Below are 13,837 nucleotides of genomic sequence, written 5' to 3'. Positions count from 1 at the left end.
ATGGGCCCCGGCCTACACCGGGGTGACGCCGTGGGCGGGGTAGTTTAGGGACCGGCAGTACCGCCTCGCCTTAAGCCGGAAACACCGTTTCCCCTGCCACAATCGACACCCCAACCTCAAGCTGCTGCACGGCTCTCTCGCCTTCCATATGCTGGGCCAGCAACCGCACGGCCCCGCGCCCGATAGCCTCGCGATCCACGCGCACCGTGCTCAGCCGCGGCGTCGCCATCCCGGCGATCGGCAAATCGTCAAACCCGATGATCGAGAAATTGGCCGGTAGCGAACTGTCGCTGCCATACAGCCCCTCCAACATTTCCACGGCCGCAATGTCGTTCCAGCTGAACAGCGCCGTCACATCGTGTTTGCCGGCCAGGATATCGGCCAACAGGTCCGCGGTCGCCCGCTCCGCCGTGTTGATAATGCTCCCAACCGCGCCCGGCGTTGCCGCGATAGCCGCCTCGAAGCCGCGCTGCCGCTGCAAAATGGTGGGGCGATACTGGTGGGTATAATGCAAAATGCGCCGATGCCCCGCGTCCAGCAGGCGCCGCGTCGCGAGGAACGCGCCGTAAAAATTGGCCGGCGCCACCGAACTGACCCGCATTTGCGGATCGCTGCCATTGACCAGCACCACCGGCACATTAGCCTCGGCGCACCACGCGGCCAGCCCGTCCCACGCGTCGATCCCGGCGAGCAGCACGCCATTGGCGTCGGCCTGCGCAATCTGGCGCTTGATCAGGTCGAGCGTCACCGCCGACTCATTGACCAGCCGCACGTCCAGCAGCATGCCGGCGTCGGCGGCCGCCGTCTTCATGCCCTCGAGGATACCGAAATAGAACCCCGACAGCCCGCTCGTGGCGCTGCCCAGCGGTACCAGGGCCACCGCCCGCTTGTCGGCCGTAATCCCAACCGCATGCTTGCTTTTATAGCCCAGGGTGCGCGCCATCCGCTGTACGTCGCGCCGCACCGCCGGGCTGATGCCAATTTCGTTGGCGAGAGCCCGCGAGACTGTGCTGACCGACACGCCCAGCCGCTCAGCTATATCCGCCTGGTTCGCACGCCGCGTCGGGGCCATTCACTCAACCTGTCCATTCCGAACAAATGCTCGTCTTGCAATATTTGCGTTTTTTGAGGTGTACAAGCGGAAATGCTTGGGTGTGGGCGGCTTGTCTTCGCTGGCGGAACCCCGGACTATGACGCAATAGACCGCCTGATCGCCTGCGATTCTCGCGGAACAGCGCCCTGACCCCGTCCATCCAATGATGCAAGATAACGCGATATCGCCCTCTACGCCCAAAGCCGGCACGCCAGCAGAAGTCTTGAGTCTTCGTCCGCGCGATAGCGGACACACGATTGCCTACCAACAGCCACTCAGTGGAGAGGGCCAGCGGAGCATGCAACAGTGGAGCAGTGCTGAACGCGACGCACAGGCCATGCCGCCGGTCGACGCCGCCACTCGGGTGCGCTGGCGCGGCATGCTCGGCACGCTGGCCGAAACCATGGGCATGTGCGACGGGCGAATCTGGAGCCTGTCGGGCAACGAGGCCGAGGTCATCATCGCCTATGGATCGCCCCTGCCCGGCGAAGGCATGCGGGTGGCCGTCAAGGGCTCGCGGCTGCTGTATCAGGACGTGGTCCGGGAGCGCTCGACGCTGGATGTCGCCAGCCCTCAATGGTCGGGCAGTTCCGAGGCTGCCCAGGGCATCAAGGACTATCTGGGCCTGCCCATCACCTGGCCGAACGGCACCCTTTTCGGCGTCATCGAGGTTTTGACGGCGGAACTGCGGCCGTTCACCTCCCTGCATCGCCGGCTGGCAACGCAGGTTCGCGACAATATCGAGGACCAGCTGCGCAATATCGCCGTCTTGGCCGAACGCGCCCGGATGGCAGGCGAAAGCCGGCGCCAACGCGAAATCGGCCTCTTGGCCGCCGATATGATCGACTATGGCGCCTGGGACTATGAGATCGGCGCCGACCTGCTGCTGGGCGATGCCGGCTGGTATCGCCTGCTCGGGCTCGATGGCGCCGAGCCGCTAGCCTCCCTCGATGATTTCAAGCGTCTCATCCACCCCGACGACAAGGCGCGCATCACCGATGCGAACCTGCTCGGGCTGACCGAGGATGCGGGCGGCGCAGCGACCAGCGTGGTTTTCCGCCTGATGCGGGCCGATGGCGAGACCCGCTGGGTCCGCTCGTCGGCGCGGGTGCTGGATGGGGCGCCGGCGCGCACCGTCGGCGTGATGGTCGATGTCACCGACAGCCATGTGACGGACGCGGCGCTGCGCCAGGGCCGCGTGGCGCTGCTCGAGGCCGAGGGCGTCATCAAGGATGTCCGTGAACGCCTGCAACTCGCAGCCGGAACCAGCGGCCTGGGCATCTGGGAATTCAATATCGATACCGGCACGCTGCAGGGCGACGCCAGCCTCTGCGCCATCTTCGGCGTCAAGCCCGGCAGCCTGACCGGCGCCAACGCGTTCCACAGCCGGGTGCATTCCAAGGATCGCCACCTGCTCGATTTCAAGGCCATGGCACAGCGCATACAGGAGCCGCAGGAGCTGGAATTCCGCGTCGTGCGCCCAACCGGAGAAATCCGCTGGGTCTCCTGCACCGTGCACCTGAGCGAGGCCAGTGCGCTATTGCCCAAGCGGTTGCGCGGCTTCGTGCTGGACGTGACCGAGGCGCATCGCGCCAATGAGGCGCTGAACCGCACCAAGGCGGCGCTGCACGACACGGAAAAGCTGGTACGGCTGGCCAATTGGCGCTTCGACCGCGCCACCCAGCAGTTTTTCGCCTCCGACATGCTCTATGAGCTCAATGACAGCGATCCCGACGCGCCGGCGCTGACCCAGGCGGACCTCGAACAATTGCTGTCGCCGCAATCCCAGGATGGCGCCACCAACGCGGTCCAGCATTGCCTCAAGACCGGCAAGCCCTATGCGCTGGATGTACAATATCTGCGGCCCGACGGCACCAGTTTCCTTGCCAGTGTGCGCGGCCATGCCGAGCGCGACGCGGGGGGCGTCATTATCGGCGTCGTTGGCACGCTACAGGACATGTCGGAACGCGAAGAAGCCAGGGCGCGCGTCGCGGCCCTGGCGCGTGCCCTACCGCTCGGCGCGATCTACAGTTTCGAATGGACGGACGCTCATTTTGTGCTCACCGATGCCAGTGCCGGCATCGAGGCCCTGGTCGGTGTATCCGCCGAAACCCTGATGGCCGATCGCGATGCCTTCCCCAAGACCATGGTCAAATCCGAGCGCCGCTTCTACTTGGCCGAATTCGAGCGCGCACGGCAGTCCGGCGAGGTCTTCGACTGCCGCTTCAATATCGTGCGGCCCGATGGCACCACCGTCTGGCTGCATAGCCGCGCAGTGCCCCATGTTCGCCCGGACGGCAGCACCGTCTGGGATGGCGTGCTGCGCGACATCGCCATGGAACGCCAATCCAGCGACGCGCTGCGGCAGGCCGAGCAGAAGATGGTCGCCATGGAACAGGCCAAGGACGACCTGCTGGCCACCATGAGCCACGAAGTGCGCACGCCGATGAACACCGTGGTTGGTATGACCCGGCTGGCGCTGCAGACCGAACTGGCGCCCAAGCAGCGCAACTACCTCGACAAGATCGACACCGCCGCCAGGAGCCTGCAGGCGATCGTCAGCGACGTGCTGGATTTTTCCAGGATCGAGTCCGGACGGCTGGAGCTGGACGATAGCCCATTCACCCTGGAGGCGGTGCTGGATACCGTATCGGCCGCCACCGCGCCACGGGCCGAGGAAAAGGGCCTGGAGCTCGCCTTTGCGGTCGACGCTGACGTGCCGCGCAGCCTGAAGGGCGATCAACAGCGGCTGTCCCAAGTGTTGGTCAACCTCGTCGCCAATGCCGTCAAGTTCACCGAAACCGGGGAAGTCGTGGTCTCGGTGGATCGGCTACCCGGCGATGGCGAGATCCCGCTGCTGGAATTCAGCATCCGCGACACCGGCATCGAGCTCGACGCCAACCAGATCGGCAGCCTGTTCCGCCCGTTCGAGCAGGCCGCATCGCGCAGCTCGCCGCGCCATGGCGGCAGCGGGCTGGGCCTGAGTGTCTGCAAGCGGCTGGTGGAACAGATGGGCGGCACTATGGACGTCGAAAGCCAGCCGGGGCGCGATACCACCTTCCGTTTCACCATCGCGCTGCACCCGGTGGCCGAAGCCGCCGCGTCTCCCGCTGTGGCGCTGAGCAATCGCCGCGTCCTCATCGTCGACGACAATGCCAGCGCCCGCACCATACTTTCGGACATGCTGGACGCGTTGGGCATGACCCCGCAGACCGTTGCCTCGGGCAGTGATGCACTCACCGCCCTGAACGCAGCTGCGGAGGGCGCAGAGCCCTTCGATCTCGCGCTGATCGACTGGCGCATGGCCGGCATGGACGGGCTCGAACTGGCCCGCCGCCTGCGCGCCGATGTGACGCTAAAAAACCTGCCCGTCGTCCTGATGGCGACCGGCTATGGCCGCGAGGACGTATTGCGCCGGGTCGATCAGCTTGGCCTGCAGGGCCTCCTGGTCAAGCCGGTGACACAATCCATGATGCTCGACGTCATGGCGGGTATTTTCTCGCCCGCCGGCACGGGCGCCCGCAATGGCCTGCAACCGGCCGACACCGCCGCCGCCCAGGCCAAGGCCGCCCTGACCGACCGGCGCGTGCTGCTGGTGGACGACAATACCCCGACCCGCGAGACCATCACCGACCTGCTGGAGCTGGCCGGTGTCACGGTCGACACCGCCGCCAGCGGCAGCGAGGCGCTCGAGCGGCTGGCCCGCCGCGCCTATGACGCCGTGCTGATGGATATGCAATTGTCCGACATGGCCGGGCGCGAAGTCACGCGCCGCATCCGCCGCAACCCGGCCTGGACCCGCCTGCCCATCATCGCGCTGACTGGCGAAGACGGCCTCGAAGACCGCGATACCGGGCGCGGTGCCGGCATGACCGCCCATATCATCAAGCCAGTCGAGGAGACGCGGCTCTATCGCGTCCTGGCCGATATCTTCGCCGGCACCAAACCGGTCGCCTCCGTGGTGGCGCCCGATTTCGACACCGCTCTGCGACGCCTGCACGGCGATGCGGACCGCCTCGAGCGCCTGATGCGCGGCTTCGTGCGCGACTTCGCCGATATCCCCGCCAAACTGGGCAATCTGATCGGCACCGACGACCTGCCCGAAACCGAAGCGCTGGCCCAACTGGTCAAGACCACCGCCGCCGCCCTGGAGGCGCGCCAGCTCACCGCTGCCGCCACTGAACTGGAACAGGCGGCCCGCGACGGCGACCGCGATATCGACACGCTGGCGCTGGAATTCCGCAGGCATCTGCAAGCCGTGCTCGACACGATTGGCACCAAGTTGGCGCTCGACGCCCAGCCCCATTCGGGCGGCGATCGCGAGACCGCCCTCGCCCTGATCGCCACCGTCGAGCCGCTGGTCGCCCGCGGCGACGACGCCGCCGAGCCCATGCTGAAGCAGCTATCCACCCTGCTGGACGGACAGGCGGAAGCCGCCATGATCGATGCAGTGCGCAGTGCCTATGACGACGTGAAATTACCCGCCGCCTTGGCCGGCCTCGCTCGCCTCAAAGCCGGCCTGGTGCACGGGTAGCCGAACCAGCCCGTATCGCCCGACGGGGCAGTGCTGCCCCGTCCGATTCCGCCTTACCGCATATTCAGAATGATCACGTGATCGCTGGTCGGATCGGTGTCCTCGCGCAGCTTGGCCACCTCCGCCGCCGTCACCGCCGGCGCATCATTGCCCCAGCTGGTGCGAATAAACGTGGCGATCTCGGCGATCTGGTCGTCGCGCAGCAGCACCCGGAACGGCGTCATGCGGTAGGAGTCCGGAACCCCGTCCACCACCATGCGTCCGGCCCCGTTGAGCAGAATATTGATGATCGACTCCGCATTCTGCCCGATCACCGTCGGATTGCCCGCCAGTGGCGGCTGCAAGGCCCCACGTCCCAGCCCGTCGCGGCCATGGCAGTTCGAACACTGCGTCAGATACAACGAGGCCCCCGGCGCCGTCATGTCATTGCCCGCGAACGCCACCTTGGTGGCATCGTCATAGACCCACTGCGGATCGGCCCCGCGCGGCGGCAGCGATTTCAGATACACCGCGATGGACTTCAGATCCTCGTCGGTCATGAACTGCGTGCTGTTGTTGAATGCTTCCAGCATGGTGCCGAACACGGTGGCATGCTTGTTGCGGCCGGTCTTGAGCAGTTGCACGATATCGTCTTCGCTCCAGCGCCCCAGGCCCGTCGCCTGGTTGCCGCGCAGGTTCGAGGCATGCCAGCCATCGAGCAAAGCGCCCGACAGATACGCATCGCTGCTGTCGTCCAACGCCACTTCCTGGATCGCCAAACCGCGCTCGGTATGGCAACTGCCGCAGTGCCCAGCACCCTGCACGAGGTACGCGCCGCGGTTCCATTCCGCACTCTGCTCGGGCTTGTTCTCGTAAACCTTGGTCGGCGCGAAGGCGGCGTTCCAGAACGCCAGCGGCCAGCGCATGTTGAGCGGGAACGGAATGCCGGTTTCCTGGTTCGGCTTGGCGACCGGCTCCACCGCAAACATGAAGTAATCGTAGAGTTTCTTGATGTCCTCGTCGGTCATCTTGGCATAGGAGGGATACGGCATTGACGGATAGAGGCGATGCCCATCCTTGGCGACGCCGCGCCGCACCGCATTGTCGAAATCGGCCAGCGTATAAGTGCCGATGCCGGTTGCCTTGTCGGGGGTGATATTGGTCGCGTACATCACGCCCAGGGGGCTACCCATCGGCAGGCCGCCGGAAAACGGCGCTTCCCCCGGCAGCGAATGGCAGGCCACGCAATCGGCCAACCGAGCCACGTAGCTGGCCTCCTCGACCGGATACTGCGGCGCGGTGATCGCCGCGACCTGATCGAACGGGCTGGACGGTCGCTGGTTGAGCAGGAATGCCAAACCCACAAACAGCACGATGCCGACGACAATGATAATGCCGATAATACGCAGGATTTTCACGGTATCCCCTTTGCCGTGATGAAAATCAAACCGGCGGCCGCTGGGCCGTCGGCATTTATCGCAACCTAGGACCAGCTCATGTCCTGTGTGCGGAACGGCATCTGGCGAATGCGCTTTCCGGTCGCCGCGAAGATGGCATTGCCCACTGCGGGCCCGATCACGCCCGCCGGCGGCTCGCCGATCTCGTTGAAGCGCGGATTGTCGCTGAGGCCACCGAAATGCACGTTGATCTGCGCCGGCATGTCGGCCATGCGCAGCATCGGATATTCGTCGAAATTACCCTCGACGATCTGGCCGTCCTTGATGTTGAGCCCTTCATTGACCGCCATGTTCAGCCCGAACATGGTCCCGCCTTCGAGCTCGGTGCGCACCGCGTCCTCATTGACGATGCGGCCGGTATCGAAGGCCAGGTCGATCTGCCGGATTTTCAGCACGCCTTCCTTGCTGACCTCGACCTTGGCGACGGTCGCCACGGTGGTGCCGGCATCGGCCTTGCCGCCCATGCCCCAATTGGCGATGGCCACGCCACGGCCCTGCCCCTTGGGCAAAGCCTCGCCCCAGCCGGACTTGGCCTTGACCTCATTGAGGCACTTGGCCCAGCCGATATCGGCCCATTTGCCGAAAATCTGCAGCCGGTATTCCATCGGGTCCACGCCCGCCGCCACCGCGCATTCATCGAGAAAGGTCTCGATGAAGAAGGCGTTGGAATTGTAGCCGGGGCCGCGATACGGCCCGGTCAGGATGTGGAACGGAACCGTCTGCGACTCGATCTGCACATTGGGCAGCAGCGAGGTAATAGCGGTGTCGTTGATGCCCGAAACGAAAAAGCCCGGACCACCCGAAACCCGCCCTTGCAGCGCCGTCGGATAGCCATCGTCGCCCAGCGCGGCCCACAGCCGGCCAGCCATCAGCGGACGATAACGTCCCTGGCGGGTCGCTTCCTCGCGCGACCAGATCACATGCACTGGCCGACCGGGAAAATGCTTGGCGACGGCAACGACCATCCGCGCATCGTCCGAGAACACGCGCCGGCCAAAGCCGCCGCCCACGAAGGTCTGGTGGAAGAACACGTTTTCGGGCTTAACCCCGGTCTCGTCGGCGGCCACCATATAGGCCATCTGCGAATGCTGCGACGGATGCCAGAAATCCACCCGCTCGGGCGTCACCATGGCGGTGCCGTTGAGCGGCTCCATCGGCGCCTGCTCGCAATAGGGCGTCAGGTACGTCCCCTCGACGGTCTTCTTGGCGGCCTTGAACACCCCCTCGAAATCGCCGGTGCTCACTTCCACCTTCTCGCCCGGCTTGTCGAGCGCCGCGATGGCGGCGTCGTTCATCTGCTGGGTGGTTTTCCACTGCGCGCCCGGGCCGTCATCCCATTCCACCGGCAGCGCATCGAGCGCGGTGCGGGCCTGCCAGTAATGCTCGGCAATCACCGCCACCGCATGCTGGGCCGTCGACACGCCAAACGGGAAGGGCGGCTTGAGATCGGTGGGCACATTGTCCCCCGGCTTGACCGCCACCACGGCCAGCACGCCTGGCATCGATTTGACCGCATCGGCGTCAAAGCTCTTGAGCGTGCCGCCCATTACCGGCGACTGGCGCAGCGCCGCATAGACCATGTTGGGCACGATGACGTCGACGCCATAGATCAGGCTGCCATTGACGATCTGCGGGAGTTGCACCTTACCCGGATGCTTCTTGCCCAGGAACGTCCATTCCGAGCGGTCCTTGGGCTTGGGCTCCTCGGCCAACTGAATGGCAGCGGCCGCCTGCACGAACTCTCCAATGCCACCCGACTTGCCCGAAGCGTGGTTCAGCACGCCCTCGGTGATGGTGATTTCACCAGCCGGCACGCTCCATGCGGCGGCGGCGGCAGCCTTGAGCCGCTCGCGCGCGCTGGCGGCAACCTGCATATAGGTGTCCATGCGCGCGGGCCCCGTCGACCGGCCGCTGAAATAGGCCAAAGCCCCGCCCACATTGGCGTTCGAATAGACATTCTCCTCCAGATAGTCGCGATTGGTGGAGGCATATTGCGGCTTGATCTGGTCCCAGACCGGATCAAGCTCTTCCTTGATATAGGCGGCGATCTGGGTGAGCGTGCCGTTGCCGATATCCACCGCCGTGGCGCGCACGATGACGCTGCCATCGGCATTGATGGTCAGCCAGGGGGTGAATTCGACGCTGCCGGCCGGATTGGCCAGGTCCCACGGCTCGGCATCGACGACGGCGGCCTGCGCGCGGGTGCCGATGACCAGGGCGCCACCCAAGGCCAGCGAGGAGATGATGAAATTGCGCCGCGTCGTCTTGATCTCGTTCATGACCGCCTCCTCAAGCTTTCATCAGGTCGGCGGCTTTGTGGATCGCCGCCCGCACGCGCGTATAGGTGCCGCAACGGCAGATATTGGACACGTATTGATCGATATCCGCGTCGGTCGGGTTGGGGATTTCATCCAGCAGCGCCGCCGCGGCCATCAGCATGCCGGTCTGGCAATAGCCGCATTGGGGCACGTTGAATTCCACCCACAGCTTTTGCAGCGGATGGCTTGAATCGGGGCTCAGTCCCTCGATCGTGGTGATCTTGACGCCCTCGGCGGCTTCCAGTGGAAACTGGCAGGAGCGCGTCGCCACGCCATCGATATGCACCGTGCAGGCGCCGCATTGGGCAATACCGCAGCCGAACTTGGTTCCCGTCATCCCCAGATGGTCGCGCAATACCCAGAGCAAGGGGGTCTGCGGATCCGCATCGACCTCGGTCGCCTTACCGTTGATCATCAAACTTACAGCCATAAAAACCTCCTCAACAGGCACACATCGCAGGTCATACTTTGCGTAAAGCTTAGAACCATTCTTAGAACCGATCCAGATTAGCGACCTTTGATTTGCCAATAAGCGTCAGTGGAAATGGCGCTCTTTGCAGATGATGACTTGGGGAGTAAACTGCGTTATTCATTGAATACTTTCGATATGTTCATCAGAATATATCGACTTTTGAGCAACAGTCTAAGCCCTGGCGTCCCCAATCGCATTTGGGCTAGGGTTTCGCTGCCTCGGGAGTGGCATCGGTATGCGCATAGCCTTGATAGCTCTGATTTTTATGGCGCCTCCATCGTTAGCTGCGCTCCCCGCCAGCGCGCAGGAAACCTCCCCTGGCGGACAATTGGCGCAGGCATGCACCAGTTGTCATGGCCTGCAGGGTCGCAGCATCGGCGCAGTGCCAAGTCTGGCCGGACGGCCGGAGGCGGACCTCGTGGCCTTGCTCAAAACCTTCCGCGATGCCCCCAATGAAGCCACCATCATGAACCGCATTGCCCGCGGCTATACGGACGACGAGATCGCCGCCTTGGCCGCCTATTTCAGCGCCATGAGCCCCACACCATGATCAAATTATCGCGCCGCGATTTCGTCGCCGCAGCCGCCGCCGGTCTGGCCGCCCCAATGCTGATGTCGGTCCCCGCCCGCGCCGCCACCGCCGCCAAGGTGGTGGTCATCGGCGGCGGCTTCGGCGGTGCCTCGATCGCCCGCTATCTGCGCCGCAACGCTCCCGACCTGTCGGTGACCCTGGTCGAGCGCGACAAGCAGTTCACCACCTGCCCATTCAGCAATGGCGTCATCGGCGGGCTATGGTCCATCGCCGACGTCACCTTCACCTATGACGGCATCGCCGCCGCCGGCGTCACCGTGGTGCACGATACCGCCACCACCATCGACGCCGACAGGAAAACCGTCGCGCTGGCCGGTGGCACCGTGCTGGACTACGATTATCTGGTGGTGTCCCCCGGCATCCAGTTCGTCTGGGATAGCATCGAGGGCTATAGCGCCGAAGCCGCCGATATCATGCCGCATGCCTGGCAAGCCGGCCCACAAACCACGCTGCTGCGCAACCAGCTCGAAGCCATGGATGATGGCGGCCTCGTGGTCATCGGTGTGCCCGCCGTGCCGTTCCGCTGCCCTCCCGGCCCCTATGAACGCGCCACCCTGATCGCCAATTACCTGACCCAGGCCAAGCCCAAGTCGAAGATCATGATCCTCGACGCCAATGAGAGCTTCGCCAAGCAGCCCCTGTTCGAGGAAGCATGGAAAAACCTCTATCCGGGCATGGTGGAATGGATCCCCGGCTCGCAGTCCGGCATCGTCATGTCGGTGGATACCGCCACCATGACCGTCTCCACCAGCTTCGACGACTACCAGCCGGCCGTCGCCAACATCATCCCCGCCCAGCGCGCCGGCAAGATCGCCATCGATGCCGGGCTGGACGCCGGCCAGGGCTTTTGTTCGATCAATCCCGCCACCTTCGAATCCACCGTGCACAAGGGCATTTATGTGCTGGGCGACGCCACCATTGCGGGCGCCATGCCGAAATCGGGGTTCAGCGCCAACAACCAGGCCAAGGCCTGCGGCGCCGCCATCCTGGCCGACATCGCCGGAACCGAGTTCACGCCCGCCAAGTTGATCAACGTCTGCTACAGCTTCGCCAAGGCCGACTATGCCTTCGAGGTGGTCGACGTCTTCGAAGTGGCCGGCGACACCATTAACCTGGTGTTCGATGACAATCGGTTCACCCCCGTCGGTGCGTCCGACGAAGTCCATCAAACCGAGGCCAAATACGCCCATTCATGGTACGAGAATATCACCGCCGAAATGTTCGGTTAGCCGCCGTTCTGGCCGCCATGCTGCTGGCACCCGGCTTGGCATTGGCACAGACCGGCATCATTCAGCCGCTGACCGATGTGCCCGGCGACGCCACGCGCGGCAAGGCCGTGGCGGTCAATTCGGACCTCGGCAATTGCTCGATCTGCCACCACATTCCGGTCCCCGAAATCCCCGATGGGGCTAACGGCGATATCGGACCGCCGCTGGATGGCGTCGGCTCCAGGCTTACCGCCGCCGAACTGCGCCAACGCATCGTCGACCCGAAGACCCTCGACCCCGACACATTGATGCCTGCCTATTTCACCACCGAGGGGCTGACCCGGGTGCAGACAAAATACGCCAGCAAGACCATTCTGACGGCGCAGCAGGTGGAGGACTTGATCGCCTTCCTGCTGACCCTGAAAGGCAATTGAGATGACCGACCAAAACGATAGCGCTGCCTGGAGCCGCCGCGGCGTTCTCGCCGGGCTCGGCGCCGGCGTCATGCTGTTGGCCATGCCGGTGCGCGCCGATGACGTCAGCGTCGCCCAAGCCATCACCGACACCTTCGGCACCACCCCGCGCCAGGATGGCAAGATCACGCTCAAGCTGCCCCCGCTCGCCGAAACCGGCAATACCGTGCCCTTGACCGTGACCGTCGACAGCCCGATGAGCGACACCGAGCGCGTCAAGCGCGTCGTCGTCTTCGCCAATCGCAATCCGCGCCCGCTGATCGCCATCATGACCTTCGGCCCCAGGGCCGCCACCGCCGAATTCAGCACCAATATGCGCCTCAGCGGCACTCAGGACGTCATCGCCATGGCCGAGCTTAGCGACGGCTCGATCTGGCAGGCGCAGGTGCGCGTGCTGGTCACCGTTGGCGCCTGCGACACCCTGCAATTGCGGTATTAGGAGACACCAATGCCCAATACCCGCATCCGCGTCCCCAAAACCGCCAAGGCCGGCGATGCCGTGGAAATCCGCGCCATCATCCAGCACCCGATGGAAAACGGCTTTCGCCTCGATAGCCAGGGCACCCCCATTCCGGTGGAGATCATCACCGATTTCAGCTGCACCTATGACGGCGGCGAAGTGTTCAGCGTCAAGCTGGAACCGGGCCTCTCAGCCAACCCCTATTTCTCGTTCTTCCTCAAGGCGACCAAATCCGGCCCGGTCGATTTCCGCTGGGTCGATCAGGACGGCACCATAACCACCGCCACCGAGCAGCTCGACGTGACATGAACCGCGCCCTCGTCGCCATTTTGGCCTGTGCCGGCATCGTGGCGACCTTCGCTGCGGTGTTCGCGGCCGACCAGGTGCCGGCGCAAAAACCCATTTCGGGCTATGACTTCATGACCCCCGAAGTGCAGCAATTGCAGGACGACGATTTCGCCAATCCCGGCCTGCTCTGGGTCGAGGAAGGCCAGACCATCTGGGACGACACCAAGGTCGCCTCCGGCAAATCCTGCGCCAGTTGCCATGGCGATGCGGTCACCGCCATGCGCGGCGTCGCCACCCGCTACCCGGCCTATTCGGTCGAGGCCGGCCATGTCATCAACCTCGAACAGCAAATCAACCAATGCCGCCGCGAGCGCCAGGGGGAGCCGGATTTTCCCTACGAATCCGAACCCCTGCTCTCGATCACCGCCTTCGTCTCGACCCAGTCCAAGGGCCTGCCACAGTCAGTGGCGATCGTCGGCCCCGCCGCCGAAAGCTTCGAACGCGGCAAGGCCTTCTTCTACCAGCGCCGAGGACAGCTCAACCTGTCCTGCTCCAATTGCCACGAGCAACACGCCGGCGACCACCTGCGCGGCGAATCCATCAGCCAGGGCCAGCTCAACGGCTTCCCCATCTACCGCGCGCTCTGGCAAACCATGGGCTCCACTAACCGCATGTTCGCCTGGTGCAATGAGGCGGTGCGAGCGGAGCCATACCCGGCCGGATCGCAGGAATATGTGGACCTGGAACTGTTCGAACGCTGGCGGGGACAAGGGCTGAATATCGAAACGCCGGCGGTGAGAAGGTAGGACCAAAGCGCGCCCACATCCTCGATCTGATCCCCCTCCCCCTTGAGGGGAGGGGTTAGGGGTGGGGGTTTGTCGGGCGGAGTGGAGCCCCCTGCCGCCAAGCGCCACTCTCGTTGAAGCCACCCCCACCCTAACCCTCCCCTCAAGGGGGAGGGGA

Annotated in this window: 11 protein-coding genes; 7 read left to right on the top strand and 4 right to left on the bottom strand. The window is 64.5% G+C overall.

The genetic code is table 11. The features are described 5' to 3' along the window. Nucleotides 1-70: 70 nt before the first annotated feature. Nucleotides 71-1,072: a LacI family DNA-binding transcriptional regulator gene (locus tag ABIB57_RS18635; RefSeq protein ID WP_354042694.1), complete on the bottom strand. Its 1,002-nt coding sequence runs from the start codon at nucleotides 1,070-1,072 to the stop codon at nucleotides 71-73. 319 nt (nucleotides 1,073-1,391) lie between these two features. On the opposite strand from ABIB57_RS18635, the gene ABIB57_RS18630 reads away from it, so the two are divergent. After that, complete coding sequence (locus ABIB57_RS18630; RefSeq protein ID WP_354042693.1) at nucleotides 1,392-5,627, top strand: PAS domain-containing hybrid sensor histidine kinase/response regulator; 4,236 nt, start codon at nucleotides 1,392-1,394, stop codon at nucleotides 5,625-5,627. A 53-nt stretch (nucleotides 5,628-5,680) separates the two neighbouring features. Here ABIB57_RS18630 and ABIB57_RS18625 read toward each other — a convergent pair whose 3' ends face one another. The 3 genes from ABIB57_RS18625 to ABIB57_RS18615 form a co-directional block, all read right to left on the bottom strand. Next, nucleotides 5,681-7,024: a c-type cytochrome gene (locus ABIB57_RS18625; RefSeq protein WP_354042692.1), complete on the bottom strand. Its 1,344-nt coding sequence runs from the start codon at nucleotides 7,022-7,024 to the stop codon at nucleotides 5,681-5,683. A 65-nt stretch (nucleotides 7,025-7,089) separates the two neighbouring features. Beyond that, nucleotides 7,090-9,342 (bottom strand): xanthine dehydrogenase family protein molybdopterin-binding subunit, encoded by a 2,253-nt coding sequence (locus tag ABIB57_RS18620; RefSeq protein ID WP_354042691.1) that lies wholly within the window; start codon nucleotides 9,340-9,342, stop codon nucleotides 7,090-7,092. Nucleotides 9,343-9,352: 10 nt separating this feature from the next. After that, a complete protein-coding gene (locus ABIB57_RS18615; RefSeq protein ID WP_354042690.1) occupies nucleotides 9,353-9,811 on the bottom strand; it encodes a (2Fe-2S)-binding protein in 459 nt (152 codons plus the stop codon). 277 nt (nucleotides 9,812-10,088) lie between these two features. On the opposite strand from ABIB57_RS18615, the gene ABIB57_RS18610 reads away from it, so the two are divergent. Genes ABIB57_RS18610 through soxA form a run of 6 tightly spaced genes read left to right on the top strand, consistent with a single transcriptional unit; the run spans nucleotide 10,089 to nucleotide 13,680 of the window. Continuing rightward, nucleotides 10,089-10,403: a c-type cytochrome gene (locus ABIB57_RS18610; RefSeq protein ID WP_354042689.1), complete on the top strand. Its 315-nt coding sequence runs from the start codon at nucleotides 10,089-10,091 to the stop codon at nucleotides 10,401-10,403. Beyond that, on the top strand, nucleotides 10,400-11,674 hold the full coding sequence (locus ABIB57_RS18605) for an FAD-dependent oxidoreductase (protein ID WP_354042688.1): 1,275 nt from the start codon (nucleotides 10,400-10,402) through the stop codon (nucleotides 11,672-11,674). Before ABIB57_RS18610 ends, ABIB57_RS18605 begins: the two co-directional genes overlap by 4 nt. Before the next feature lie 17 nt (nucleotides 11,675-11,691). Further along, on the top strand, nucleotides 11,692-12,087 hold the full coding sequence (gene soxX, locus ABIB57_RS18600; RefSeq protein WP_354042687.1) for a sulfur oxidation c-type cytochrome SoxX: 396 nt from the start codon (nucleotides 11,692-11,694) through the stop codon (nucleotides 12,085-12,087). Nucleotide 12,088: 1 nt separating this feature from the next. Next, on the top strand, nucleotides 12,089-12,565 hold the full coding sequence (locus tag ABIB57_RS18595) for a thiosulfate oxidation carrier protein SoxY (protein WP_354042686.1): 477 nt from the start codon (nucleotides 12,089-12,091) through the stop codon (nucleotides 12,563-12,565). Nucleotides 12,566-12,574: 9 nt separating this feature from the next. After that, complete coding sequence (soxZ, locus tag ABIB57_RS18590) at nucleotides 12,575-12,895, top strand: thiosulfate oxidation carrier complex protein SoxZ (RefSeq protein WP_354042685.1); 321 nt, start codon at nucleotides 12,575-12,577, stop codon at nucleotides 12,893-12,895. Continuing rightward, a complete protein-coding gene (soxA, locus tag ABIB57_RS18585) occupies nucleotides 12,892-13,680 on the top strand; it encodes a sulfur oxidation c-type cytochrome SoxA (protein ID WP_354042684.1) in 789 nt (262 codons plus the stop codon). The genes soxZ and soxA overlap by 4 nt, the downstream gene beginning before the upstream one ends. The last annotated feature ends 157 nt before the right edge of the window (nucleotides 13,681-13,837 follow it).

The organism is Devosia sp. UYZn731 (genome assembly GCF_040546795.1).
Lineage (GTDB): Bacteria > Pseudomonadota > Alphaproteobacteria > Rhizobiales > Devosiaceae > Devosia.
This window is presented reverse-complemented; position numbering and strand designations above follow the sequence as displayed.